23 protein-coding genes are annotated in these 22908 nt (G+C 60.8%); 13 read left to right on the forward strand and 10 right to left on the reverse strand.

The features are described from left to right. The first annotated feature begins 47 nt into the window (after window positions 1–47). The 7 genes from ATN37_RS27515 (at window position 48) to ATN37_RS27545 (ending at window position 7543) form a co-directional block, all read left to right on the forward strand. Entirely contained in the window at window positions 48–1292 is a 1245-nt protein-coding gene (locus ATN37_RS27515; protein WP_007733914.1) for an aldolase/citrate lyase family protein, read from the forward strand. A gap of 3 nt (window positions 1293–1295) precedes the next feature. Beyond that, window positions 1296–2282, forward strand: a complete 987-nt coding sequence (gene alc, locus ATN37_RS27520; RefSeq protein ID WP_030535271.1) for an allantoicase — start codon at window positions 1296–1298, stop codon at window positions 2280–2282. 16 nt (window positions 2283–2298) lie between these two features. Beyond that, complete coding sequence (gene puuE, locus ATN37_RS27525) at window positions 2299–3228, forward strand: allantoinase PuuE (RefSeq protein WP_003940421.1); 930 nt, start codon at window positions 2299–2301, stop codon at window positions 3226–3228. Window positions 3229–3397: 169 nt separating this feature from the next. Next, window positions 3398–4309: an SDR family NAD(P)-dependent oxidoreductase gene (locus tag ATN37_RS27530; RefSeq protein WP_050654767.1), complete on the forward strand. Its 912-nt coding sequence runs from the start codon at window positions 3398–3400 to the stop codon at window positions 4307–4309. A 1-nt stretch (window position 4310) separates the two neighbouring features. Beyond that, complete coding sequence (locus ATN37_RS27535) at window positions 4311–5231, forward strand: hypothetical protein (protein ID WP_030535274.1); 921 nt, start codon at window positions 4311–4313, stop codon at window positions 5229–5231. Further along, window positions 5228–6715, forward strand: coding sequence for an NAD(P)/FAD-dependent oxidoreductase (locus ATN37_RS27540; protein ID WP_007733920.1), 1488 nt, complete (start codon window positions 5228–5230; stop codon window positions 6713–6715). The genes ATN37_RS27535 and ATN37_RS27540 overlap by 4 nt, the downstream gene beginning before the upstream one ends. A gap of 75 nt (window positions 6716–6790) precedes the next feature. Continuing rightward, a complete protein-coding gene (locus ATN37_RS27545) occupies window positions 6791–7543 on the forward strand; it encodes a MerR family transcriptional regulator (protein ID WP_007733922.1) in 753 nt (250 codons plus the stop codon). Between the two features lie 43 nt (window positions 7544–7586). Here ATN37_RS27545 and ATN37_RS27550 read toward each other — a convergent pair whose 3' ends face one another. Both ATN37_RS27550 and ATN37_RS27555 read right to left on the reverse strand, forming a co-directional pair. Beyond that, the gene (locus ATN37_RS27550) at window positions 7587–8342 is read right to left on the reverse strand and encodes a methyltransferase domain-containing protein (RefSeq protein ID WP_165639131.1); all 756 of its coding nucleotides are present in this window, start codon (window positions 8340–8342) and stop codon (window positions 7587–7589) included. Window positions 8343–8424: 82 nt separating this feature from the next. Then, a complete protein-coding gene (locus tag ATN37_RS27555) occupies window positions 8425–9675 on the reverse strand; it encodes an MCE family protein (protein ID WP_202425829.1) in 1251 nt (416 codons plus the stop codon). A 338-nt stretch (window positions 9676–10013) separates the two neighbouring features. Between ATN37_RS27555 and ATN37_RS27560 the strand changes: the two genes are divergently transcribed. Both ATN37_RS27560 and ATN37_RS27565 read left to right on the forward strand, forming a co-directional pair. Continuing rightward, window positions 10014–10325 (forward strand): helix-turn-helix transcriptional regulator, encoded by a 312-nt coding sequence (locus tag ATN37_RS27560; protein ID WP_007733929.1) that lies wholly within the window; start codon window positions 10014–10016, stop codon window positions 10323–10325. Window positions 10326–10423: 98 nt separating this feature from the next. Beyond that, a complete protein-coding gene (locus ATN37_RS27565) occupies window positions 10424–11599 on the forward strand; it encodes an MFS transporter (RefSeq protein ID WP_165639056.1) in 1176 nt (391 codons plus the stop codon). On the opposite strand, the gene ATN37_RS27570 is transcribed toward ATN37_RS27565, so the two are convergent. The 3 genes from ATN37_RS27570 to ATN37_RS27580 form a co-directional block, all read right to left on the reverse strand. After that, window positions 11566–12294, reverse strand: coding sequence for an aspartate/glutamate racemase family protein (locus ATN37_RS27570; RefSeq protein WP_007733934.1), 729 nt, complete (start codon window positions 12292–12294; stop codon window positions 11566–11568). The two genes, ATN37_RS27565 and ATN37_RS27570, sit on opposite strands and share 34 nt — an antisense overlap. A gap of 5 nt (window positions 12295–12299) precedes the next feature. After that, window positions 12300–13874 carry an NCS1 family nucleobase:cation symporter-1 gene (locus ATN37_RS27575; RefSeq protein WP_050654766.1) on the reverse strand — a complete coding sequence of 525 codons (1575 nt, stop codon included), beginning with the start codon at window positions 13872–13874 and terminating at the stop codon, window positions 12300–12302. Between the two features lie 108 nt (window positions 13875–13982). Continuing rightward, window positions 13983–14708 (reverse strand): GntR family transcriptional regulator, encoded by a 726-nt coding sequence (locus tag ATN37_RS27580; RefSeq protein ID WP_042451513.1) that lies wholly within the window; start codon window positions 14706–14708, stop codon window positions 13983–13985. Window positions 14709–14904: 196 nt separating this feature from the next. Between ATN37_RS27580 and ATN37_RS27585 the strand changes: the two genes are divergently transcribed. Then, window positions 14905–17262, forward strand: coding sequence for a LuxR C-terminal-related transcriptional regulator (locus ATN37_RS27585; RefSeq protein ID WP_058226164.1), 2358 nt, complete (start codon window positions 14905–14907; stop codon window positions 17260–17262). Here ATN37_RS27585 and ATN37_RS27590 read toward each other — a convergent pair. Continuing rightward, window positions 17237–17473, reverse strand: coding sequence for a hypothetical protein (locus tag ATN37_RS27590; RefSeq protein WP_007733940.1), 237 nt, complete (start codon window positions 17471–17473; stop codon window positions 17237–17239). The two genes, ATN37_RS27585 and ATN37_RS27590, sit on opposite strands and share 26 nt — an antisense overlap. Before the next feature lie 190 nt (window positions 17474–17663). Next, on the reverse strand, window positions 17664–18203 hold the full coding sequence (locus ATN37_RS27595; RefSeq protein ID WP_030535282.1) for a C40 family peptidase: 540 nt from the start codon (window positions 18201–18203) through the stop codon (window positions 17664–17666). A 390-nt stretch (window positions 18204–18593) separates the two neighbouring features. Between ATN37_RS27595 and ATN37_RS27600 the strand changes: the two genes are divergently transcribed. The 3 genes from ATN37_RS27600 (at window position 18594) to ATN37_RS27610 (ending at window position 20891) form a co-directional block, all read left to right on the forward strand. Then, window positions 18594–18899 (forward strand): DUF6412 domain-containing protein, encoded by a 306-nt coding sequence (locus ATN37_RS27600; protein WP_065455270.1) that lies wholly within the window; start codon window positions 18594–18596, stop codon window positions 18897–18899. 112 nt (window positions 18900–19011) lie between these two features. After that, window positions 19012–19965: a membrane protein insertase YidC gene (gene yidC, locus ATN37_RS27605; RefSeq protein ID WP_003939695.1), complete on the forward strand. Its 954-nt coding sequence runs from the start codon at window positions 19012–19014 to the stop codon at window positions 19963–19965. Between the two features lie 50 nt (window positions 19966–20015). After that, window positions 20016–20891: an oxidoreductase gene (locus tag ATN37_RS27610; protein ID WP_007733943.1), complete on the forward strand. Its 876-nt coding sequence runs from the start codon at window positions 20016–20018 to the stop codon at window positions 20889–20891. A 78-nt stretch (window positions 20892–20969) separates the two neighbouring features. On the opposite strand, the gene ATN37_RS27615 is transcribed toward ATN37_RS27610, so the two are convergent. The 3 genes from ATN37_RS27615 to ATN37_RS27625 are packed head-to-tail and all read right to left on the reverse strand — an operon-like array spanning window position 20970 to window position 22860. Next, window positions 20970–21977, reverse strand: coding sequence for an NADP-dependent oxidoreductase (locus tag ATN37_RS27615; protein WP_047271041.1), 1008 nt, complete (start codon window positions 21975–21977; stop codon window positions 20970–20972). Continuing rightward, on the reverse strand, window positions 21974–22402 hold the full coding sequence (locus ATN37_RS27620; RefSeq protein ID WP_003939720.1) for an organic hydroperoxide resistance protein: 429 nt from the start codon (window positions 22400–22402) through the stop codon (window positions 21974–21976). Before ATN37_RS27620 ends, ATN37_RS27615 begins: the two co-directional genes overlap by 4 nt. Then, on the reverse strand, window positions 22399–22860 hold the full coding sequence (locus ATN37_RS27625) for a MarR family winged helix-turn-helix transcriptional regulator (protein WP_042451335.1): 462 nt from the start codon (window positions 22858–22860) through the stop codon (window positions 22399–22401). The genes ATN37_RS27620 and ATN37_RS27625 overlap by 4 nt, the downstream gene beginning before the upstream one ends. Window positions 22861–22908 lie beyond the last annotated feature (48 nt).

Below are 22908 nucleotides of genomic sequence, written 5' to 3' on the forward strand. Positions count from 1 at the left end.
CGGCGTGAGAACCTGCGGGCTCGCGGACGTTCTGAGAAGATCGTCCGATGACAGAATCCCGACTCTCCGCCGCCGTCCACGATCGTCTGGACGGACTTCTGGATCCGGTGGACGAGCGGCTCGCGGCGCAGTACCCGGGAAACCGTGACGAGATCCAACCCGTGCACACGATTTACGTCAGTGCCGCGGATGCAACCGTCGACACCCCTCGACTCTGGGGTGAGCAGGCGATCGCGCTTCTCGATTCCCATGCTCATGTGTTCGCCGATCTCGACACGGAGAATGCGCTCGCTGATGTGCGAGTTCAACTCGGCCGCAAGCCGGTCCAAGACTTTCGGATCGATTTCGAGGACGGGTACGGACGCCGCAGCGACGAAGAAGAAGACGATGCAGCGACGTCGGCCGGACAGACGCTTGCCGCGCTCAGCGCTGATCCTGCCGGGCCGAACTGGAGTGGCATCAGGTTCAAGGGGTTGCCGGCCGGTGAGCGTCGGCGCTCGATCAGGACGCTCGAGCTTGTGCTCGACGCGGCCGGCGGAGTGCCGGACGGATTTGTCTTCACCGTTCCCAAACTGCGCGCGGTGGAGCAGGTCACGGCGACGGTGTTGCTCTGCGAAGAGCTGGAGAAGGCGCACGGACTCGAGCTCGGTTCGCTTCGGTTCGAGTTGCAGATCGAGAGCCCGCAGGCGGTCATCGCGGCCGACGGAACGGTGGCAGTTGCTCAGGCCATCCATCGCGGTGCCGGTCGTCTGACCGGTTTGCATTACGGCACTTACGATTACAGTGCAGCTTGCGGAATTGCATCGCGTCATCAGTCGCTCGAACATCCGGTGGCAGACCACGCAAAGGCTGTCATGTTGGCTGCTGCCGCGCAGACCGGCGTCTGGGTGTGCGACGGGTCGACTCAGGTCGCGCCTGTCGGGAGCGCCACGGCGATCCGCGACGCGATCACTCGGCACCATCGCCTCGTCACGCGGTCCCTGGAACGCGGTTACTACCAGGGGTGGGACATGCACCCCGGGCATCTGGTCACCCGCTGGCTCGCCACGTTCGGCTTCTATCGCAATGCGCTCGGCGCCGCTGCCCCGCGCATCCAGTCGTACTTGGGGCGCCAAGGTGGCGACGTGATGGACGAACCTGCAACCGCCCAGGCGCTCGCAGCGGTGGTACTGCGCGGGCTCGACGCGGGGGCTTATCCGGAATCCGAAGTTCTCCGGCTCGCCCCGAGCGCCGACACCAACGCACTCCGTCACCTCGTAGGACGCACCACACCGATCACAGGAGAACACTGACCGATGAGCACCACCGAATTCACCTTGCTGCCCGATCTCGCACTGCGCACCCTCGGCGGAGCCGTCATCTGGGCGAACGACGAGGCGTTTGCCGAGCGTGAGGCCCTGATCCGCCCAGGCAAGGCCGGGTACCAGCCGGCGACGTTCGGTCACAAGGGGCAGGTGTACGACGGTTGGGAGACGCGTCGCCGCCGGGTGGCAGGCCATGACGAGGCGATCGTTCGACTCGGTGTTCCCGGAGTGGTGCGAGGCGTCGTGGTCGACACCGCGTGGTTCAAGGGCAATTACCCGCCCGAGATCTCGGTGGAAGCAATCTCGGTCGACGGGTATCCGGATCCCGCCGACCTGGCCGGATCCGGCGAGTGGACAACCATCGTCGAGCGCTCGACCGTGCACGGTGACTCGGAGAATCCGTTCTCGGTGGCGTCGGAGGAGCGGTGGACGCACGTCAAGCTGACCATTTACCCGGACGGCGGCGTGGCGAGATTCCGTGTTCACGGCGAAGCGCGGCCGGACCCGCGTTTCCTCGATGCCGGGCCGTTGGACCTCGCAGCACTCGAAAACGGTGGCCGCGTGACCGATTGCTCCAACATGTTTTACAGCTCACCGCAGAACATCCTGTTTCCCGGACGCGCTGCTTCGATGGGTGACGGGTGGGAGACCGCCAGGCGCCGCGACAACGGAAACGACTGGGTGCAAGTACAACTCGCGGGTGAAGGCGTGCTGAGTTTCGTCGAGATCGACACCTCGTACTTCCTCGGAAACAGTCCAGGTGAGGGCGCTCTGACCGGGCGGACGTCGGAGGGGGAGTGGATCGAACTGTTGCCGCGCACGACGCTGCGTCCGGATACGCGCCATCGCTTTCCGATCGATTCCGAAGTCCAGGTCACCGATGTTCGTCTGGACATCTTCCCGGACGGTGGCCTGGCGCGGCTGAGAGTCTTCGGCGTACTCACCGACGCTGCTCGCGCTGTGATCTCCGGGCGCTGACGGTAAAGTTGTTGGCATGAGCGACTATCCGCGCGACGACTATCCCCGGGACATGGTGGGGTACGGCCCTCATCCGCCGCATCCGCACTGGCCCGGCGACGCGCGGATAGCGGTTCAGTTCGTGCTCAACTACGAAGAGGGAGCCGAGAACAACGTCCTGGACGGGGACGCGGCTTCGGAAACATTTCTGTCGGAAATGACTCCGGCAGAGGCATTTCCGAATCGACACATGAGCATGGAATCGCTGTACGAGTACGGCTCACGGGCCGGGTTGTGGCGTGTACTGCGAACCTTCGAGCGGCGAAACCTGCCTCTCACGGTCTTTGCGGTGGCGCGGGCGATGCAGCGTAACCCCGAAGCAGTCAGTGCTTTTCAGGAGTTGGGCCACGAGATCGCGTGCCACGGATTACGTTGGAAGTCTTACCAATCCGTGGACATCGAGCGCGAACGCGCTGACATGGCCGAGGCGGTGCAGATTCTGCGAGATCTGACGGGTTCGGCGCCTCTCGGTTGGTACACCGGGCGCGATTCACCGAACACCCGCGAATTGGTCGTCGAGCACGGCGGCTTCGTCTACGACTCCGATTCATACGCCGACGATCTGCCGTACTGGGTCGACGTTCCGCGTGGCGCAGAATCGGTGAAGCACCTGGTCGTTCCGTACACCCTTGACACCAACGACATGCGTTTCGCCTCTCCCGCAGGATTTCCCAGCGGTGATCAGTTCTTTGCGCACCTACGCGATGCCTTCGACGTGCTGTATGCGGAGGGGACGGCCGGATCGCCCAAGATGCTCTCGATCGGGTTGCACTGCCGCATAGTCGGCCGCCCTGCCCGTGCGGCCGCTCTCGAGCGATTTCTGGACCACGTGCAGTCACACGAGAAGGTCTGGATCGCGCGGCGCATCGACATCGCCGAGCACTGGAAGACCGCGCACCCCGTTTAGATCACGGTCGGTCGACAAAAGACTTCATTCGAGCAGTCCGGGTACTGGTTCGACTGCCGCGTATTCCGCCATCGAATTCTAGGCCATTGACAACTGGCACGGTTGTGGATGACTCTTTGGAGATGGAGAAACACACAGCAGTCGAAGCGTCTTCGAGGTGAGCCGACCGGTGCCGACCAAGAAACCGACCAAGAACCGCGGATCGAAGTTGTCCCACAATGCCCGCGCAGTGGTGACCGGCGCCGGCAGCGGAATCGGCCGTGCCTTTTCGTTGGAGTTGGCGCGCAGAGGCGGTGAGGTGATCTGCGCGGATATCTCGCTGGAACGGGCCAAGGACACAGTGGCACTCATCGATGAGATCGGTGGTACCGCGCACGCCGTCAAATGCGATGTGTCAATTCGTGAGCAGGTTCAGGACCTGGCGTTGTTCGCGGAACTCGAACTTGCGGGTCCGCTTTCGTTGGTGATCAACAATGCCGGGGTGGGTATCGGTGGAAAACCGGTGGGCGAGATCGGTTTCGACGATTGGGAGTGGGCACTCGGGATCAATCTGTGGGGTGTCGTGCACGGCTGTGAGATATTTGCTCCACAACTGCGTGCGAGCGGCGCCGGGGGATTCATCAACGTGGCCTCGGCTGCTGGGTTTGCGGCTGCGCCGCTGATGGCGCCCTACAACGTCGGTAAAGCCGCCGTGATGTCGCTCTCGGAGACCTTGTCCGCTGAACTTGCCGGTACGGGAGTGCGGGTGACGGTGCTGTGTCCGACCTTCGTCAAGACAAATGTTGCTCTCGACGGCCGAATCACCGCGGAAGCAACACAATTGGCGCAAGCGTTGATGCGGCGAACCGGCTTTTCGCCGGAGCGCATCGCCGTCACCACTCTCGACGCCTACGACAAGGGTCGACTCTACGTGGTGCCGCAGTTCGATGCGAAGGTGATCTGGCGACTCAAACGGTATCTACCCGTTGCATACACGTGGGGCTGTGGAGTTCTCAATCGCTTTGCACCGAAACAGAAGTCGGGATCATCTGGAACTTCGGCGGCGCCGGAGACGAACTCGCCGAGCACGAAAGGAGCGTGACATGTCCTTCGATTTCGACGGCATGCTGCACAAGATCAAGGACCGCCAATGGGCTCTGGTGGACATCGACTGGGATGCTCCGGGCGCCGAGACGATCAGTCCAGAGCTTCATGCGAAGCTGAAACCGTTCATGTCGGACCTGATGTGGATCGAGAACGTCGGTGCCCGTGGCTTCGCTGCGATGGCTCTCAAGGCGCCGACTGAAACTCTCCGAGACATCTATCGGCATTTCCACGCCGAGGAACAGAAGCACGCCAACGCCGAACTCGCGCTGATGCGTCGGTGGGGAATGCTGGACGGCGACGAGATGCCCGAGCCCAACATCAACGTCAAGCTCGTCATCGACTGGCTGGACAAGCATTCCGACGGTTTGTCGCTCTCGATTCTCGGGACCGTCATACCGATGCTCGAGGTGGCGCTCGACGGAGCCCTGGTCAAGTTCATCATGGACGAGATCGAGGATCCGGTCTGTCAGGCTGTGTTCAAGAAGATCAATGCAGACGAGTCCAGGCATCTGGCGGTCGATTTTGCGGTGATCGAGATGCTCGGGCACTCGACGACGCGCAAGCTCGTTGTCGAAACCGTCGGCGCCTGGTTGAATCCGGCGTTGATCATCGGGACACTTCGCTACATCCCGCTGCTGAACAAGATGCGCGACAACATCGTCGACATGGGAGTGAACGAGGAACGGCTCTACACCGCGATGAAGCGATTCAGGAACGTAGGCGAACGGAGTCCGGCCGCGCTCCGCGTCCCGATGTATCGGGTGGTGAAGTGGCACGGCAACATGGTCATCAATCGCAACCATCCCTACCATCTGCTTGCCGATCGGATGGTCAAGGTCACTGGCCGACTTTCCGGCAGCAGGCTCAATTCCGAGCCGACCTGGGCCAAGGAACTTACGTACGAGCCACTCGCATGAGTACTGCCGAGCCACTGTCAGTGGCGATCATCGGTGGAGGTTTCGCAGGAATCGGAGCGGCGATTCGGTTGAAGCAGAACGGTATCGAGGACTTCGTCGTTCTCGAACGCGGCACGGAGGTCGGCGGGACGTGGCGCGACAACACGTATCCGGGAGCTGCGTGCGACATTCCGTCCCGTCTGTACTCGTACAGTTTCGCCCCGAACCCGGACTGGTCGCACACCTACTCGGCCAGCGCGGAGATCCTCGGCTACATCCGAACGATGGTGAAAGAGTTCGGCCTCGAGCCGAAGATTCGGTTTCGGTGCAACGTCACGGGCGTCGAGTGGGACGAGCAGACAGGTGTCTGGGCGATCGCGCTCGAGGGCCGTGAAGCGGTCATTGCCCGGACCGTCGTCATGGCGTCCGGTCCGCTGGCGAACGTCAGCTTTCCTGCTGTTCCGGGTTTGGAGAGCTACGAAGGACACAAGATTCACAGTGCTCGCTGGGACCATGACTACGACTTCACCGACAAGCGGGTCGCAGTGATCGGAACCGGGGCCAGTGGCGTCCAGATCGTCCCTGAACTCGTGAAAACTGCACGATCAGTGAAGGTTTTCCAACGAACACCGGGATGGGCATTGCCGCGAGCAAACCTACGCACCCGATCTCGCACGAAGGATCTGTACCGTCGTCATCCGGTCGTCCAGACTCTGGCGCGTCGGGCTTGGTACTGGGGACACGAATCGGTAGCTCTCGGGGTGGTGTGGGAATCCCCGTTGACGAGGGTGGTGGAAACAGTCGGGCGTCTTCATCTGCGCATGCAGGTGAAGGACCCGTGGTTGCGGCGACAACTCACTCCCGACTTTCGGGCAGGGTGCAAGCGGTTGCTGATGACCAGCGAGTATTACCCGGCTCTCCAGCAAGACAATTGCACACTCGTGACCTGGCCGATCGCGAGATTGGCGCCACATGGCATTCGCACGGTCGAAGGGATCGAGCATCAATTCGACTGCATCGTCTTCGCCACCGGCTTCGACGTTTGCAAGACCGGAACACCGGTCCCGATCATCGGCCGGGACGGACGTGTGCTCGCTCAGGAGTGGAAATCCGGGGCGCGTGCGTACAAGAGCATTGCGGTATCCGGTTATCCCAACCTGTATTTCACCTTCGGACCCAACTCGGGTCCGGGGCACAGCTCCGCCCTTGTGTACATGGAAGCGCAACTCGACTATCTCGCCCAAGCGATCAAGATCGTTCTCGAGCGCGACCTCAAGGCACTCGATGTTCGTCAAGATGTCGAAGATGCGTACAACGTCGAGTTGCAGCGTCGGCTGTCGAAGACCACGTGGAACTCGGGATGTTCGAGTTGGTATCTCACCGACGAAGGATTCAATGCCACTATGTTTCCCGGTTTCGCGACCCAGTACGTGAACCAATTGAAATCGGTGGATCTTCGGGACTACACGAGCACGGTGCGCGAGAAAGACACCGCGCAGACCTGATCCCGGGTTCTGATCGGCCTGGTGTTGCCACTAAGTTGGAATCGTGACGACCGACGCGGCAGAGGAGACGAGGCGGTGACCGAGTACCGCATCGACGATCTAGCGCGCGCTGCGGGCACCACCTCGCGGAATGTACGGGCATATCAGGAACGTGGATTGCTTCCTCCGCCGGAGAAGCGTGGGCGGGTAGGCATCTACGGCGACGCGCACCTCGAACGCCTCAAGCTGATCGACACGCTTCTTCAACGAGGTTTCACCACTGCGCATATCGACGACTTCATCACCGGGTGGGAAAGCGGGAAAGACCTGACAGAGGTGCTGGGTCTGCAGCACGCGGTCACCGAACCATGGTCCCGCAGCGACACCGTGAGTATCGAGATGGCCGTCGTACGCGAGTTTCTCGGGGGAGATGCAGATGGTCAACTGCATCGTCTCGTAGATCTCGGACTGGTACAGATCGAAGGAGAGAACTGCGTTTTCACCGATCCTGCTTTGCTCAGCGGATTTTCGAGTCTCCTCGACTACGGTTTCACTCTCGATCAACTGGTCGATGTGCACGAAAAGCTTCACAACGCTGTGGACGGGATCGCCAAAGACCTGATTCAGGCGGCAAAGGATCGCATCGTCGATCAGCACGGGGTCGGTTGGCTCCCGGAGGGCGACGAGGTTGCCGGAACAGCCGAGATGCTCCAGACGATGCGTGAACTCGGTGTGGCGTCGGTACATTCGGCACTGGCCCGGGCACTCGACGCGAACCTTCAGCGTGAACTCGGCGACTATCTTGCCGCTGCGATCGGCTCGCGGAGCGACGCCGACGAGTCCGACTAGCAGCATCGATCACGTTCGGGATGTGCGGCCCGTCGCGGTGCGCTCAGCTCTTGCGTGCCTCGATCAGGAATCGACTCGAGTGCGCGACAAAAGATCCGTCGCGACGGATCTGCTGATCGAGTTCGCGGAGCCGGTCCCGATACTGCGCGACGGTGAATCCCGGAACCATCCAGATCACCTTGCGTAAGAAGTAGACAACGGCGCCGATGTCGAAGAATTCCATGCGCAGACGCTCGAAACGCAGGTCGACGACGGTGAGCCCGGCCTCAATCGCGTCGGCAGTTTCGTCCTCGTGGTGCCGTCCGCGACGAGCCTGCGGCTGAGGACCGAGAAAGTACTCGACCAGTTCGAACACGCTGGCGTGACCCACATGTTGAGCGAAGTACGTTCCTCCCGGTTCGAGTACCCGCGCGATTTCGGTCCACCACACCGTCGCTGGGTGTCGGCTGGTCACCAGGTCGAAAGCCGAATCGGCGAACGGTAGCGGCGGCTCGTCCGGATCGGCGACCACCACCACACCTCGAGGACGCAGAAGGGCGGTGGCCTTGGCGATGTTCGGTGGCCAGGATTCGGTTGCTGCCATCACCGGCGGGAGTGACGGTCCAGCGGCGAGGACTTCGCCGCCGCCGGTCTGGATGTCCAATGCGGCGCCGGCGCGGCCGAGACGTTCACCCATCAGCCTCTGGTACCCCCACGACGGACGCTGCTCCGTGGCGCGTCCGTCGAGCCACGAGAAATCCCACCCGTCGACGGAGGCGGATTCCGCTTCGGCGACAAGTTCGTCGAAACCTCGTGACATGCTCTGTGACTCGCCTTCAGGCGTTCCTTCCGACATCACATCATCATCGTCGCGGAGGGTCGACGGTGCCAGTTGTTTACGGCTACTTCGGGGTGGCGCCGAGCATCGGTGCGAGTTGAGTGGCAATCGGGTTCAGGTTGAGCTTGTCCGGGTCCACCTTGGGCTTGCCGTCCCACGGTTGCGAGGTGTTCGGGTCGGCGAACGCGATGCGGTTGGCGCTACGAACCCCCGTTTCGCTGCCCTGAGGTGCCTGGCAGTTGGCGGCAGTGTTCAACGGGAAGTTCTGCGTCGTGTCGTCGAAGTTCGGGTCCTTGCGCTTCATCTCGTCGAGGATCGCCATGGTCCCTTCGTAACCGACGGTGCACGAGAGCGGGTTGTTGGTCTCGAGTACCAAGCCCAGATGTACTGTGCCGTCTCCCGGTGCAACGGTGGGCGCCGCCCCGGCGAGCGCAGGCAGGAAGAGCAGGAATGGCTGCAGCGAGGGCAGTGTCGGTGCGGCTGCCGCTGCAACGGCGGAGAGGTTGGAGAGGTTGGTCGTGAGCGCGGGGCCGGCTTCGGTGACGAGAGAGCCGACTTGTTCGCTGGCCGGTATGCCGTTGTCGATCACGCGTCGGATGTCGGGGTCGCTGGTGCGCAATTGCGCCGTCAGTGCGTCGAGGTCGGTGCTGAACTGCTTGATCGCCGACGATTGATCGGACTGGGTCGTGAGCACCGTCTGGCTGTCGCGGATCAGTCCGAGGGTCTGGGGAAGGGTGTCGAGGCCCGACTGGGAGATCCCCGACAGCGAGTCGGCAAGTACCTGCAGATCTTCGCCCTTGCCGTTGAATGCCGCGCCGAGTTCTTTCGCGACGGTGTGGAGTGCGTCGACCGGAACGGAGTGCACCAGACCGTTGGCGCTGGTCAAGACATTCTCGATCGGGATCGGCGTGGTTGTGTCGCCCACGGCGATCACCGAGCCGTCTTCGAGGAACGGGCCCTGGTCGGTATCGGGCTGAAGGTCGACGTACTGCTCGCCGATGGCTGAGCGATTGGCCACCACGGCCCGCGCGGATGCGGGAATCTGCGGAGCACTGCTGTCGATCAACAGGTCGACTTCGATTCCGTCGGACGTGAGCGACATGTCACCGACGCGTCCGACGGGTACACCGCGATAGGTCACTTCGGCGTTGGTGAAGATGCCACCGGACGTCGCCAGTTCGGTTTTGACCGTGTATTGGCCGAATCCCAGAAGATTGTCCAGCCGTACGTATTTCGCTCCGACATAGATCAAGCCCAGGAGTGCAACCACGACGAGGGCGACCAGCTGCCATTTGGCGAGCTTCGACATCACCATGAGGTGACGACCCTGAACTGATGCGGTGTGTTCATGGTTCGACTCCCGAATGACAAGCCGGGTACGGCTGGTGTTGAGCGAATTGTGTTCACCCACGGACGTTCTGAGGTGAACCGGAAACTTCCGGCAATTCGTTGTTGGCGATAACTATAAACAAGTCGTCACAGATAGAAAGTCGACGCTGAGATTTCCGCAGGTCGTCGAAACGTAAGTGTCGCAGCTCACTTCGAATGCTTCGATGTGATGCAGACGGCTTTCGGTCTGAATCGGGCTTGACTTCGCCCAACATATCCATAAAAGTAGATGCGTTCCGGTTGTCGTGCAGAGGGGTGTGGTCCATGGATGCTTTGGCGATCTTCAAGGCGCTGTCCAACCCGACTCGCCTGCAGATCATGGAGTGGCTCGCGCACCCGGCGAAGTATTTCGACGAGGACTCGTATACGCAGCAGGATCTCGGGTTTCACATCGGAGTCTGTGTCGGTGACATCCAGGGGCGATCGGGACTTGCCCAGTCGGTGATCTCGGGGTATCTGCAGGGCATGAAAGACGTGGGTCTGCTCGAGTCCGAGCGCATCGGGAAGTGGACGTATTACCGACGAAACGAATCCGTGATCGGCGAGTTCAGGGAATTCGTTCGCGAAAAGCTGTAGCGGCCGAATTGCCCTCGTCGGTCGGGTTGTTCAACCCAATATATCTACATATATAGATATGTAACTGTCTTGTGTGGCGAAGTAGTGAGGAGTGTGTCGTGAAGTCGAAATTGTTGATACCGGTTCTGGCGTTGGGTGTATTCGGAATCATCACTACGGAGATGGGCATTATCGGGGTTCTGCCTCAGATCAGCGAAAAGTTCGGTATCACCGCGTCGACTGCCGGATGGTTGGTCGGTGTGTTTGCACTCGTCGTGGCGGTGACCGGTCCGTTCACAACGCTGATCACCTCGGGAATCAACAGGAGAACCGTTCTGTTGGTAGCGATTGCAGTCTTTGCGGTCTCCAATGTGGTGTATGCGACCACATCGAGTTTCGAGGTGATGTTTGCATTTCGGATCATCCCCGCCGTGGTTCATCCGGTCTTCTTCGCTGTCGCGCTTGCAAGTGCGGTTCGTCTGGTATCGCCGGAACAGGCGACCGCCGCGGTGACCAAGGTATTTGCAGGCGTCACAGTCGGATTCGCGTTCGGCGTGCCCTTGACGTCCTATTTGGCCGAGAACTTTTCGGTGTCGACAGCATTCGTGTTCGGCGCCGTGGTCAACGTTCTCGCGTTTCTCGGGATTGTCGTACTTCTGCCCTCGGCTCCTGTGACACAACGCCTGTCGTACGGTGCACAGGTCGGGATACTTCGCCGGCCGCGCGTGTGGTTGACCATTCTTTCCGTCACCTTCGTCTTCGCAGCCATGTTCTCGGTGTACGGATACTTTGCCGAATACCTCGGCGAAGTGACCGGCATGAGCGGATCGTGGATCAGCGCGATGCTATTGGCTTTCGGTGTCGTGATGATCTTCGGCAACTTCGTCTTCGGGGCTCTGCTCGCCAAGGGGGTGGTGCGCACGGTTGTGGCTTTTCCCTTGCTGTACATCGTCGTCTACGTGATGCTCTATCTGGCGGGCCCGTACTTCGGCGCGATGGTTGTAGCCGTGTTGGTTTGGGGTGTAGTGCATTCCGGTGGACTGGTGGTTTCGCAGAGCTGGATGGGGCGAGATGCAGTCGACGCGCCTGAATTCGGCAACAGCCTTTTCATCTCGTTCTCCAACCTGGGGATCACGCTCGGCACTGCGGTCGGTGGACTGTTTCTCGCGCATTTCGAAACCCGCCAATTAGTCTGTGCTGGAGTATTGTTCGCGATCCTGGCGCTGCTGGTGACAGGTGTTCGACTCTCGCTCAGGCACGCTCACAGCGAGAACGGTGTCAGTGTACCGGTGTAGTTCTTGGGAAGTGGGCGTGCGAACTCGCCGCGCGAACTGGTCGACAGTCCGAGGGTGACCAACGACTGAACCATCGTGACCCCAGCGGCAACGCCGTCGACTACCGGGACACCCAGTTCGTCGGACAAGTCCTGGCACAGGTCCGCCATGCCGGCGCAACCCAGCACGAGGACGTCCGAGTCGTCTTGCTCCAATGCGTCGAAACAGGCTTCCAAGATCACCTTTCGCGCGTCGGGATCACGATCGAGTTCCAGAACCGGAATCTCGCAGGAGTGGATACCCCGGCACCGAGCCTGCATGCCGTACCGGTCCACCAGATCGGCTGCGCGGCCGCGGGTTCGACCGAGAGTGGTCACGATGCTGAATCCGCGACCCAGGAAACTTGCGTAGTTCATGGCCGCTTCGGCAACAGCTACGACGGGGCCCTTGGCCAACTCTCGGGCTGCATCAAGACCTGGGTCACCGAAGCAAGCGATGACGTAGCCGTCGACTTCGTTCTTTTCTCCGGCGGCGATCTCGGTCAGGATTCCGGGGACGCTGAGAGCTTCGTCGTAGTGGCTTTCGATCGACGCGGGACCCATGGCAGGGCTGACAGCCTCGACGAATGTGCCCGAGCCTGCGACGGTCCGGGCACATTCCTCGATCTTGGCGGTCATCGCCCACGTGGTGTTGGGGTTGATCACCTTGATTCTCATGACGATCAGTCGACCGTCACAGTGTCGGGAGAGGAAGCATTCCGGACAGCTGAGGAAGAGCGCGCGGCGAGTAGGTAATAGACGGTGAATCCGAGCCCACAACCGATGAACCAGCTGTACTGCGCTGCGGTGTACATCCCGGTGAGGTCCTTGCCCAGGACCGGGACCATCGCGACGACGGCTCCCACCACGGTGGCGGTCACTGCAGCAGGGTTGTATCCCTTGCTGTACCAGTAGGTTCCGGTCGGCGACATGCTGAACAGTTCGTCGACGATCACCTTCTGCTTGCGCACGAGGTAGTAGTCGGCAATCAGAATTCCGAACAGCGGACCGATGAAGGCTCCGAGGGTTTCGAGTGTGTAGTGAATGACGTCCGGATTGTTGTACAAGTTCCACGGCGTGATGAGGATCGAGCCGATCGCTGCGATCATTCCGCCGGCGCGCCAGCTGATCTTCTGCGGACTCACGTTAGAGAAGTCGAAGGCCGGGGAAATGAAGTTGGCCACGATGTTGATGCCGATCGTGGCGATGGTGAAGGTGAGTGCGCCGAGAACGATGGCGAAGGTGCTGTCGATTCGTGCAACGGTCGCAACGGGATCGGTGATCAGTTCGCCGTACACCGGCAGCGTCAACGATGCAGTGACGACGACCAACACCGAGAATACGAGGAAGTTCAACGGCAAACCGAGGAAGTTGCCCTTCTTGACGGCAGCGAACGACTTTCCGTAGCGGGAGAAGTCGCCGAAGTTGAGCATCGGTCCGGAGAAGTACGAGACAACCAGAGCGATCGCACCGAGCATGACCGGCACGGCGTCGAAACCCGAGTACTTGACGTCGCCGAGCGTGAGATCGATGGCGCTCCAGCCTGCCTTGTAGATCAGGTAGCCGCACAGCATGAACATCACGACATACACAGCCGGCCCGCAGAAGTCGATGAAGCGGCGGATCGATTCCATGCCTCGCCAGAAGACACAGGCCTGAAGTACCCACAGGAGCATGAAACTTCCCCAGCCCAGTGCGGAGAGTCCGGCGAATCCGTAGTCTTCGACGACGGCATAGGGCGCGAGTGACGGAAAGAGTTTGATCAGTACGACATCGAGGGCTGCTGAAGCGAGGAAGGTTTGAATTCCATACCAAGCCACGGCAATCAGGCCACGAATGATTGCCGGGATGTTCGCGCCGAGGACGCCGAACACGCTGCGGCAGATCACCGGATACGGCACGCCGGTAACTTGGCTGGGCTTGGCGACGAGATTGCAGAAGAAGTAGACGATCGTGATACCGACCAGCAGGGCGACGAGTACTTGCCAACTGGCCAATCCCAGTGCGAAAAGACTACCGGCAGTGACATATCCGCCGACGCTGTGTACGTCGGACATCCAGAAGGCGAAGATGTTGTACGACGACCAGGTCTGCTTGCGAAGCGGCGCCAAGTCCTCGTTGGTCAAACGAGGGTCGTAGCCCGGCTTGATCAGGCCGCTTCCGACAGGGTGACCCGCGGCTTCGACAAGGTCACCCGATCCGGTTTCCTTTGGGGGAGTGGGGGTAGTGGTCGTTCGGGACGGAAGAATGTCGGTCATGACAGCTCCTGTGCATCAGTGCAGGAAATCAGCGGACGGTGCCACGAGCTCTCAGCGTCAGTGATGAAAACTGTGTTGAGAGAAAGGTATCGATGCTGTGTTGCACGACTATTGCGTGATCGGTATATCTTTTTCGGCCAATAGACCGGTGTCTGTCGGTAGAGTCGCGATCACGGTATCGAGTCGGCGATGATGGATTTCGGAAGCGCTCAGAAGTGCGGATGCGTCCCGACGCAGGAATGCGTCCAGCATCGCGGTGTGATCCGAGTGCAGAACCCGGCGATCGACGCCGGCAACATGGACCATCGGCTGTACTGGTTCGGTGATGTTCCAGGCAGCTTCGAACATGTGCAGCAGTCGAAGCATCTGAGACGGTCGGGTCAGTGCGAGATGAAAGTTTCGGCTCTCGCAGTGATAGGACTGAGAGTCGTCGTAGCGCAATGCGATCTCCAAACGGGAGTTCACCTCGACGGCGTGTTCGTGATCCTCTTCGGTTGCCTGCTCGACGGCGACGGCCAATGCAGCTGATTCGAGAGTTTCGCGGACGATGTACATCTCTCGCAGTTCTGCCGGCGTCAGCTGAGCAACGGTGTAGCCGAATTGATGTCGATGGTCGACCAAGGACTCTCCGACCAGTGTTTTCAGTGATTCCCGCACAGGTATTCGACTGACACCGAACACATCAGCCACGTCGCCGAGAGGAATCGGGGTACCCGGAGGCGCCGAACCCGACAGAATCACTCGCCGCAGTTCGTCGAGGATCGTTTGTTGTGGACTTCCGGGAGCATCGATTACCAGTTGCGTCAGCAGTACCGATCTACGGCGCGGCGGCATGTCGCTCTCCCTTCGTCTGTCTGCCAGAGTAGGAATACGTTGTTTCGTCTGCGTGACACCGGTGTGGCCGTCGTGCATCTCGCACTCGGGGGAGAACAAGTGGGCTCCGATCACATGCTCGCGTGAGTGCTGCTCGGGAGGCCGATCGTGGGGGTAGCGTTGTTGTGTAGTGGTATGGCAGAAAGCGAGTCGGTCGATGGCATCCGCTGTGCGCTCAGAAGCCGACCAGCGAGTTGTCGGCAACCTGCCCTTGGAGCTGACGAGTTTCGTCGGTCGTCGGCGTGAGTTGGCCGACGCCAGGAGATTGTTCGAGACGTCCCGTTTGTTGACACTCACCGGGATCGGTGGCGTGGGCAAGACACGGCTCGCGATCCGACTTGCGGGCGCGTTGCAAAGGGTGTTTCGAGACGGTGCCTGGTTGGTGGAACTGGGGGAGCAGACAGATTCGGATCTCCTCGAAGATCATGTCGCCGTGACCCTTGGTGTCCGGTCGGTCTCGTCGGCGGACCCGCTGCAGGCATTGATCGACTACTGCGCCGATCGGAGTCTGCTGTTGGTGCTCGACAACTGTGAACATCTGGTCGATGCCGTCGCTGTGTTCGTAGGCGCGATCCTACGGCGATGTGCCGGCGTCAAGATCCTGGCGACGAGCCGCGAATCGCTGGGCCTGGGCGGTGAGGTGACGATGCGCGTTCCCTCACTCACCACACCGCAGCAACAGCCGCCCGAATTCGAGGGAATTGCCCAGTACGAATCGGTGTCGTTGTTCACCGAGCGTGCGGCTTCCGTCGTACCTGGTTTCACCCTCACCGAGGAGAACAAGCGCGCCGTTGCGCATATCTGTCACGACTTGGATGGACTCCCACTTCCGATCGAACTGGCGGCAGCTCGCCTGCGTGGTATGTCTGCTGAGCAGATCATGAACAGGCTCTCGGATCGATACCGACTTCTTACAACGGGTGGACGCGACGTTCCGAGTCGTCAACAGACGCTGCGATTGTCGATCGATTGGAGTTACGACCTCTGCTCGCCAACCGAACAGCAGTTGTGGGGGAGGTTGTCGGTGTTCTCGGGTGGGTTCGATCTCGATGCCGCTGAGGGCGTGTGTGGGCAGGACATGAATTCGACCGAAGTGCTCGATCTCGTCACCGCGTTGGTCGAGAAGTCCATCCTGATTCGTGAGGAAACCGACGGGGATGTTCGGTACCACCTCCTCGACCTACTCCGGGAGTACGGACATGAAAAGTTGGAGTCCGCCGGTGAGTATTCCGCTCTGCGTCGAAGCCATCGTGATTGGTTCGAGGCACTGGTCGTTCATGCGGAAGCCGAGTGGATCAGTGGCCGGCAAGCTGCCTGGATCGCAAGGCTCGGTCGTGAACAGCGCAACGTCAACGATGCGTTGGAGTACTCGATTTCCACTGCCGGAGAGGCGCGATCTGCAACGCGAATGGTCGGTGCGTTGTACAGATTCTGGCTTGCAGGTGGATTACTTGTGCAGGCGCGTTACTGGACGGATCGAGCCTTGAATGCAGAGGATCGAGAGCTGGATCCGTTCCGAGTGGATGTCTTGGCCATCGACGCCGTGAATCACGCGATGCAGGGGGAACTCGAACGGGCAGAAGAGTTGGTCGACGAGAGTTGGCGCCTGGCAAACGACTTGGCGGATGTGCGCTCGCGCGGCTTGGCGACGTGGGGAGACGGATACGTCGATACCTTCAGAGGTAACTTCGATACCGCTACAGCCAAGCTGGAATCCGCGTTGACGCTGTTTCGACTCGACAAGAATCTGCTGCATGTTGTGATCGGCCTGGACACCTTGGGAGTCGCGTACTTCCTGTCCGGCGCTCTTGATCGCTCTGTGGAGTGCAACGAAGAGATTCTCGCGATCACCGTGCCCGCCGACGAGATGATGTTCCAGGCATTTGCGCTGGGAACTCTCGGGCTCGTGAGCTGGCTCCGAGGTGAATTGGATGCCGCAAGTGACTATTTGACTCGAAGTCTGAGAATTCTCGATGCCCCGATGAACTCGGCGTGGTGTATCGAGCCGTTGGCGTGGATTGCTGCAGCGCAACGTGATTGGAAGCATGCAGCGGTTCTGCTCGGCGCGGCAGCCATGTATTGGCAGAAGGTCGGGGGACGGCTGGCGGGCCTGCCGGGTTTGTCAGCTCATCACGACACTGCTGCAGAGACTGCTCGCAAAGCCATGGGTGACGATGCTTTCGACAAGTCGTTTCGCAGCGGGTTTGCGATGTCCGAGGGTGAAGCTGTCGCATATGCGCTCGACAAGCGCTCCAGTGTCACGACTGCGTCGTCGGCTGAAGGGCCTCACCTCACTCCTCGTGAGCAGCAAGTTGCGGAACTGGTTGCCCAAGGGTTGACCAATCGCGCGATTGCGGAGCACTTGGTAATCTCGCTGCGCACCGCTCAGGGACACGTGGAACACGTACTGACAAAACTGGGATTCAGTTCCAGAGCGCAGATCGCAGCGTGGTACGTCTCGACCGCGCAGGAGCGTGACTCGCGTGAGGTCAATGGCTCAGCAGGCCGGAGTTGACGTCCGATAGCAGTTCACCACGGTCGTCGCCGCACAAGCAGAACACCGGGTAGCGCTTACCTTCTTCACGCCCCTGAAACGACACTCGTAGCGGTCCAGGCGCATCCGCGCGAGGGGATTCGGTGAGGAAAGTGTACAGCCACGGCCCCTCGTCCAATTCCACGATGGCGAGAACGGTCGAGGGGTCGCCGTGAACCGTTCGCCAGGACACGACAGTGCCGTCTCCGCAACACCGCGTCACGTCCAACCGCGCCCCACGGCACCTGGCGCAGACCGCGCTCGCGGGCGAGAGGATGACATCACATTCCGCGCAATGGGGGAGTGTCAATCGTTCGGCTCGCGACGAGCGATTCGAATATCGCCGCGATACACGCTGTTTCATCGAGCTTGCGGGATTCATGTCAGTAACGTCGGGCGAGGTAGTACGGCATCGAGTCCACGGGTGCGCGTTCGACCGACTCCCCGGACGTCGGGGCATGAACGATCTCACCGCCTCCGGTGTAGATCCCCACATGCTCCCCGCCGTAGTACAGGACCACGTCACCCGGCTGTAGATCGTCCCGGGAAACTGGAGTGCCGCCAACCGCCTGGTCGTAGCTGGTTCGCGGAATCGAAACGCCCGCTTGTGCATAGGCCCATTGAACGAGACCGGAGCAGTCGAACGAGTCCGGCCCGGTCGCGCCCCAGACGTACGGAGCGCCGATCTTGGACTCTGCGGCTGCCAATACGCGGCCTGTATCCGAGGAAGCGAAAGCTGACACCTTCGCCGGATTCGTGTCGACGGAAACTGCGGCGATGTTCCAGTCCCGAAGCACGGGGGCCTGAGCGTTCGCGGTGTCGATACTCACGGCAAGGGTTGTCAGGGAAAGAACGCCGACGACAAGCGCTCTTCCGAGTGCATGCTTCCTCGTGCGGGGGTCGGTGAATCGGTGGTGCGACATTTCTCGTGTTGCCTTTGCGTCGATGCGTCCCGAAGCAGGTGTCCAGCTGGGTGTGATCGGGCTTCGGCTTGCGACACTCAGCCTGGTTGCGCCTCGACGTGTTCGCATCGGTCAGTTGGACGGGGTGCATACCTGTTTCGAGCGGCATTGTGGGTGCAAGGCCTGTTGATCGATCGCGAGAACTTCGACGGACTTTCGTGATCCGAATCAAGGAGGGCACGGCGGCCGGCCTCACCCCGGCTCCGGTCAGGCGATTCGCAGCGGGAGCGCCGAACGCTCAACAGTGGCACGGTCGGATGGACCACGATCCTGCGCACAAATGGCTGCGCGAACAAGTACGTGAGGCAAGCGTCTGGCTGGATTCGGCGGACGTTCTGTACTCTCGCAGTCATGCAACAGCGGAGCACAGGAACGGTGACACGGTCACTGTTGCTGCTTCTGCTGCCGTTCATCGCTCTTCTCGCAGTGCCTCCGCTTGGTTCCTCGGGTAGCGCCGCGGTGCTGGGAACTGCGATTGCCGTCTTCGTGGTCGCTGCGCTCGCAACTTCCTCGAAGTACGAACTTCTGCAACTGTGCGCGGTTTCGACCACTGGCCCGTCTGATGACGAACGCTGCCTGCGTGGTGCTTTCCGCAGGCAGAGCAGCCCGGACGCGCCCGGTCGTCCGCAACCTCGAGCTCCGGGAATCGGTCTGTAGATCGGCAGTCGGCGGGTGTGAACTCGTCGTAGGTCGGTCAGACGTCTTGCGTCCACGACCATTCCCGCGCTCTCATCTCTCTGAGCGTGCCTTTCGGTGAGGTTCATTCGTCATGCTCGATTTTGTCTACTACCCCGTGTCCGGAATCCTCTGGTTCTGGCACAAGGTCTTCTCACTGGTCTCCGGATCACCCGACAACGGCGTCGTGTGGGCGTTGTCGGTCGTATTTCTCGTCTTCACGCTCAAAGCCCTGCTGTTCAAACCCTTCGTCAAGCAGGTCCGCACTCAACTGGTGATGCAGAAGCTGCAACCTCAGATCAAGGCGTTGCAGAAGAAGTATTCGGGTGACCGGCAGAAACTCACTGTAGAGATGGCCAAGCTGCAGAAAGAACATAATTACAGTCCGTTGCTCGGCTGTCTGCCGATGCTGGTTCAGGCACCGGTGTTCATTGGTCTCTATCACGTCCTGCGATCGTTCAATCGGACCGGAGCGGCATCGCACGTCCCGTTTCTGAGCCCGACCGAACCGATGTCGGTGGCGGACAACGCGAACACGGCCAACTACTTCTTCAGTGCCTCGGACGTGCAGTCTTTTCTCGACGCCAAACTGTTCGGCGCACCGTTGTCCGCCATGATTTCGAGCCCGGCAGCACAACTGGAAGCATTCGGCGACGTAAGCCGTATCTCCATCATTCTGGTAGCGGTACCGCTGATGATATTCGCCGCCGTCGCTACACATTTCACATCGCGGGCATCCATCGCGCGCCAAGTGGACACCGGAACCGTCAACCCTCAAACAGCGATCATGAACAAGCTCGCATTGTGGGTGTTTCCGGTGGGGGTGATCGCTTTCGGTGCGTTCGCGCCCGTGGCGATCCTGCTGTATTTCGTGAGTAACAACTGCTGGACGCTGGGACAACAGCATTTTGTGTACGGACGCATCGCTGCGGAGCAGAAGGAAGCCGAATCGTCGCCGACTCCCGGAATGACCGCGCCCCCGTCGCCCAGAGTGGCTGCACCGCCGCTGCCGGGCGCCAAGCCCATCCGCGCCAAGCGCAGGCGATGACGGAAGGCGACCCCTCCCTACCGGCGAGTAAGGCACGTACGCTGGAAAGCATGACCAAATGGACCGCAGAAGACGTAGTCGATCAGACCGGCCGCACATTTGTCGTCACGGGGGCGAACAGCGGACTGGGTGAGGTAGTCGCACGAGCGCTGGGCAAAGCCGGGGCCGACGTCGTCCTCGCCTGTCGTGACACTACGAAGGCCGACGCCGTAGCCGCCGAGATCGGGCCCAACGCGGTTGTCCGCAAATTGGACCTCTCGGATCTGTCGTCGGTACGAGCCTTCGCCGACGCAACGGAGAAGGTCGACGTCCTGGTGAACAACGCCGGCGTGATGGCGGTTCCGTTCCGCCGGACGGTCGACGGATTCGAAATGCAGATCGGCACAAACCATCTCGGACACTTCGCATTGACCGGATTGCTGAAGGACAAGCTCACCGATCGTGTCGTGACGATGTCCAGTGCCCTGCATCAGCTCGGAACTGTCGATCTGGACGATCTCAATTTCGAGCGTCGGAAGTACAACCGATGGTTGGCCTACGGGCAGTCCAAGCTTGCCAATCTGTTGTTCACGTACGAACTTCAACGCAGGTTCGCGGCGTCGGGATCTTCGCTCAAAGCGCTCGCTTCGCATCCGGGATACGCGTCGACGAACCTGCAGGGGCACACCGAGTCGATCCAGGACAAGCTGATGGGAATCGGCAATTCGATCTTCGCGCAGTCCGCGGAGATGGGCGCCCTTCCCGAACTGTGGGCGGCAACCGCGCCGGATGCCTTTGGCGGCAGTTACATCGGACCGGACGGTCCGTTCGAGCAGCGAGGGTATCCGAAGGTCGTGGGGTCGAACAAGAAATCACACGATACGAATACAGCCTCGGGTTTGTGGACACTGTCGGAGAAGTTGACCGGAGTCTCGTTCGGGATTTGATTCAGATATGAAGGTGGCCGCGAACTTCGAGAAGTTCGCGGCCACCTTCATATCCGTTCGAGCTAGATGTTGTTCGGGTTACAGCGTGACAACCATCTTGCCGGTGTTCGCGCCGCGCATCAGGTCGATGAACGCTTGCGGTGCATTCTCCAGGCCTTCGACGATGGTCTCGTCCCACTGAATCTTGTTGTCGGCGAGCCACCCTGCCATGTGGGTGCGGAATTCGCCACCGAGGTGACGGTAGCCGCCCACGAGGAATCCGCGCAGTGTGAGCTGCTTGCCGATCACCAGTGCCAGGTTGTGGGGAGCGGTGGGCTTCTCGGTGGTGTTGTACTGAGCGATGGCTCCGCACAGGGCAATCCGGCCACCCTGGTTCATGGCATCGATGGCGGCTTCGAGATGCTCGCCACCGACGTTGTCGAAGTACACGTCGATGCCGTCAGGGGCGGCAGCGGCGAGTAGTTCGGTGATCGGGCCGTCGTGATAGTCGAATGCCGCATCGAATCCGAGTTCGAGAAGTCGGGCAACCTTCGCCGGTGAACCGGCGCTACCGATTACTCGCTTCGCTCCGAGCAACTTGGCGATCTGACCGACGAGCGATCCGACGGCACCTGCTGCGCCGGAGACGAATACGGTATCGCCTTCCTTGAACTCCGCAACCGCGGTGAGGCCGGCATACGCGGTGAGGCCAGTCATGCCGAGGGCACCCAGGTAGGCCGTCGCCGGCGCGATGGACGTGTCGGCCGGAGTCACTGCGGATCCGTCGAGGATGGCGTATTCACGCCATCCGAGGCCGTGGACGACAACGTCGCCCACGGCGCGATCAGCCGACTTGGATTCGACGACCTCGCCGATGGCACCACCGTCGAGCGGCGCACCGACCTGGAACGGCGGAAGGTAGGACTTCACGTCGTTCATTCGGCCGCGCATGTACGGGTCGACGGAGATGGCGATGTTGCGGACCAGGATCTGGCCGTCTTCGAGTTCGGGGAGTTCTACTTCGGCGGTGGCGAAGTTCTCCGACGTGGGCCAACCGTTCGGGCGTGAAGCGAGACGGATTTCCCGGCTGACAGTGGTAGTGCTCATTCGTCGTCCTTACTTACTTCGAGGGTGACCTCGATGTTGCCGCGAGTTGCATTGGAGTACGGGCACACCTGGTGTGCCTTCTCCGTCAGCTCGACGGCCTGATCATGAGGTAGATGGGGGAGTGAAACCTCCAGCGTCACAGCGAGTCCGAAGCCTCCTGCACCGTTGGGGCCGATGCCGACCCGCGCGCCGACTGCGGAATCAGCCACGTTGGCCTTCTCGGCACGGGCGACCATCTGCAGAGCGGAGTGGAAGCATGCTGCGTATCCGGCGGCAAAGAGCTGCTCGGGGTTGGTGCCTTCGCCGCTGCCACCCATTTCCTTGGGAATGGCGAGGCCGAGATCGAGGCGTCCGTCCGAGGTGCGAGCGTGACCGTTGCGGCCTTCGCCGGTGGCAAGTGCTTCTGCGGTGTAGACGATGTTCATGACTTCTTCTTTCCGTCGGAGTGGGCATTGGATGCTTGGAGCGACTCGCCGAGACGAGTGAGAACGTCTCGAAGTTCGGTGAGTTCGTCGGTGCTCAGACCAGTGGCACCTGCGAGTTTGGCTGGGATGTCCTCGGCCTTGCTGCGCAGGGTGGAACCCGCCTCGGTCAGGTGAATCTCGACGCGACGCTCGTCGGTGGTGAGGCGTCGGCGCTCGATGAATCCCAGACCCTCGAGCCTCTTGAGCAGCGGCGACAGAGTTCCGGTATCGAGATCGAGTGCCTCACAGATCTCACGCACCCCGCGGCCGTCTCGTTCCCAGAGTGTCAACAGGACGAGGTACTGGGGATACGTGATTCCCAGGTCGTCGAGCATCGCCCGGTACGCGGCCGTCGTGGCCCGCGACGCCGAATAGAGGGCGAAGCAGACCTGGCGTTCGAGAGCGAGTGGGTTGGTCACGAGAACAACTGTAGCGCACAGTTAAGTTGTGCACAACAAAGAAGTGTC

The organism is Rhodococcus sp. MH15 (genome assembly GCF_019266045.1).
Classification (GTDB): Bacteria; Actinomycetota; Actinomycetes; order Mycobacteriales; family Mycobacteriaceae; genus Rhodococcus_F; species Rhodococcus_F qingshengii.

Coding starts and splice junctions, on each gene's coding strand:
- ATN37_RS27515 (WP_007733914.1), top strand. CDS start 48: ATGACAGAATCCCGACTCTCCGCCGCCGTCCACGATCGTCTGGACGGA.
- alc (WP_030535271.1), top strand. CDS start 1,296: ATGAGCACCACCGAATTCACCTTGCTGCCCGATCTCGCACTGCGCACC.
- puuE (WP_003940421.1), top strand. CDS start 2,299: ATGAGCGACTATCCGCGCGACGACTATCCCCGGGACATGGTGGGGTAC.
- ATN37_RS27535 (WP_030535274.1), top strand. CDS start 4,311: ATGTCCTTCGATTTCGACGGCATGCTGCACAAGATCAAGGACCGCCAA.
- ATN37_RS27540 (WP_007733920.1), top strand. CDS start 5,228: ATGAGTACTGCCGAGCCACTGTCAGTGGCGATCATCGGTGGAGGTTTC.
- ATN37_RS27550 (WP_165639131.1), bottom strand. CDS start 8,342: ATGTCACGAGGTTTCGACGAACTTGTCGCCGAAGCGGAATCCGCCTCC.
- ATN37_RS27555 (WP_202425829.1), bottom strand. CDS start 9,675: ATGGTGATGTCGAAGCTCGCCAAATGGCAGCTGGTCGCCCTCGTCGTG.
- ATN37_RS27560 (WP_007733929.1), top strand. CDS start 10,014: ATGGATGCTTTGGCGATCTTCAAGGCGCTGTCCAACCCGACTCGCCTG.
- ATN37_RS27570 (WP_007733934.1), bottom strand. CDS start 12,294: ATGAGAATCAAGGTGATCAACCCCAACACCACGTGGGCGATGACCGCC.
- ATN37_RS27575 (WP_050654766.1), bottom strand. CDS start 13,874: ATGACCGACATTCTTCCGTCCCGAACGACCACTACCCCCACTCCCCCA.
- ATN37_RS27580 (WP_042451513.1), bottom strand. CDS start 14,708: ATGCCGCCGCGCCGTAGATCGGTACTGCTGACGCAACTGGTAATCGAT.
- ATN37_RS27585 (WP_058226164.1), top strand. CDS start 14,905: ATGGCATCCGCTGTGCGCTCAGAAGCCGACCAGCGAGTTGTCGGCAAC.
- ATN37_RS27595 (WP_030535282.1), bottom strand. CDS start 18,203: ATGTCGCACCACCGATTCACCGACCCCCGCACGAGGAAGCATGCACTC.
- ATN37_RS27600 (WP_065455270.1), top strand. CDS start 18,594: ATGCAACAGCGGAGCACAGGAACGGTGACACGGTCACTGTTGCTGCTT.
- yidC (WP_003939695.1), top strand. CDS start 19,012: ATGCTCGATTTTGTCTACTACCCCGTGTCCGGAATCCTCTGGTTCTGG.
- ATN37_RS27610 (WP_007733943.1), top strand. CDS start 20,016: ATGACCAAATGGACCGCAGAAGACGTAGTCGATCAGACCGGCCGCACA.
- ATN37_RS27615 (WP_047271041.1), bottom strand. CDS start 21,977: ATGAGCACTACCACTGTCAGCCGGGAAATCCGTCTCGCTTCACGCCCG.
- ATN37_RS27620 (WP_003939720.1), bottom strand. CDS start 22,402: ATGAACATCGTCTACACCGCAGAAGCACTTGCCACCGGCGAAGGCCGC.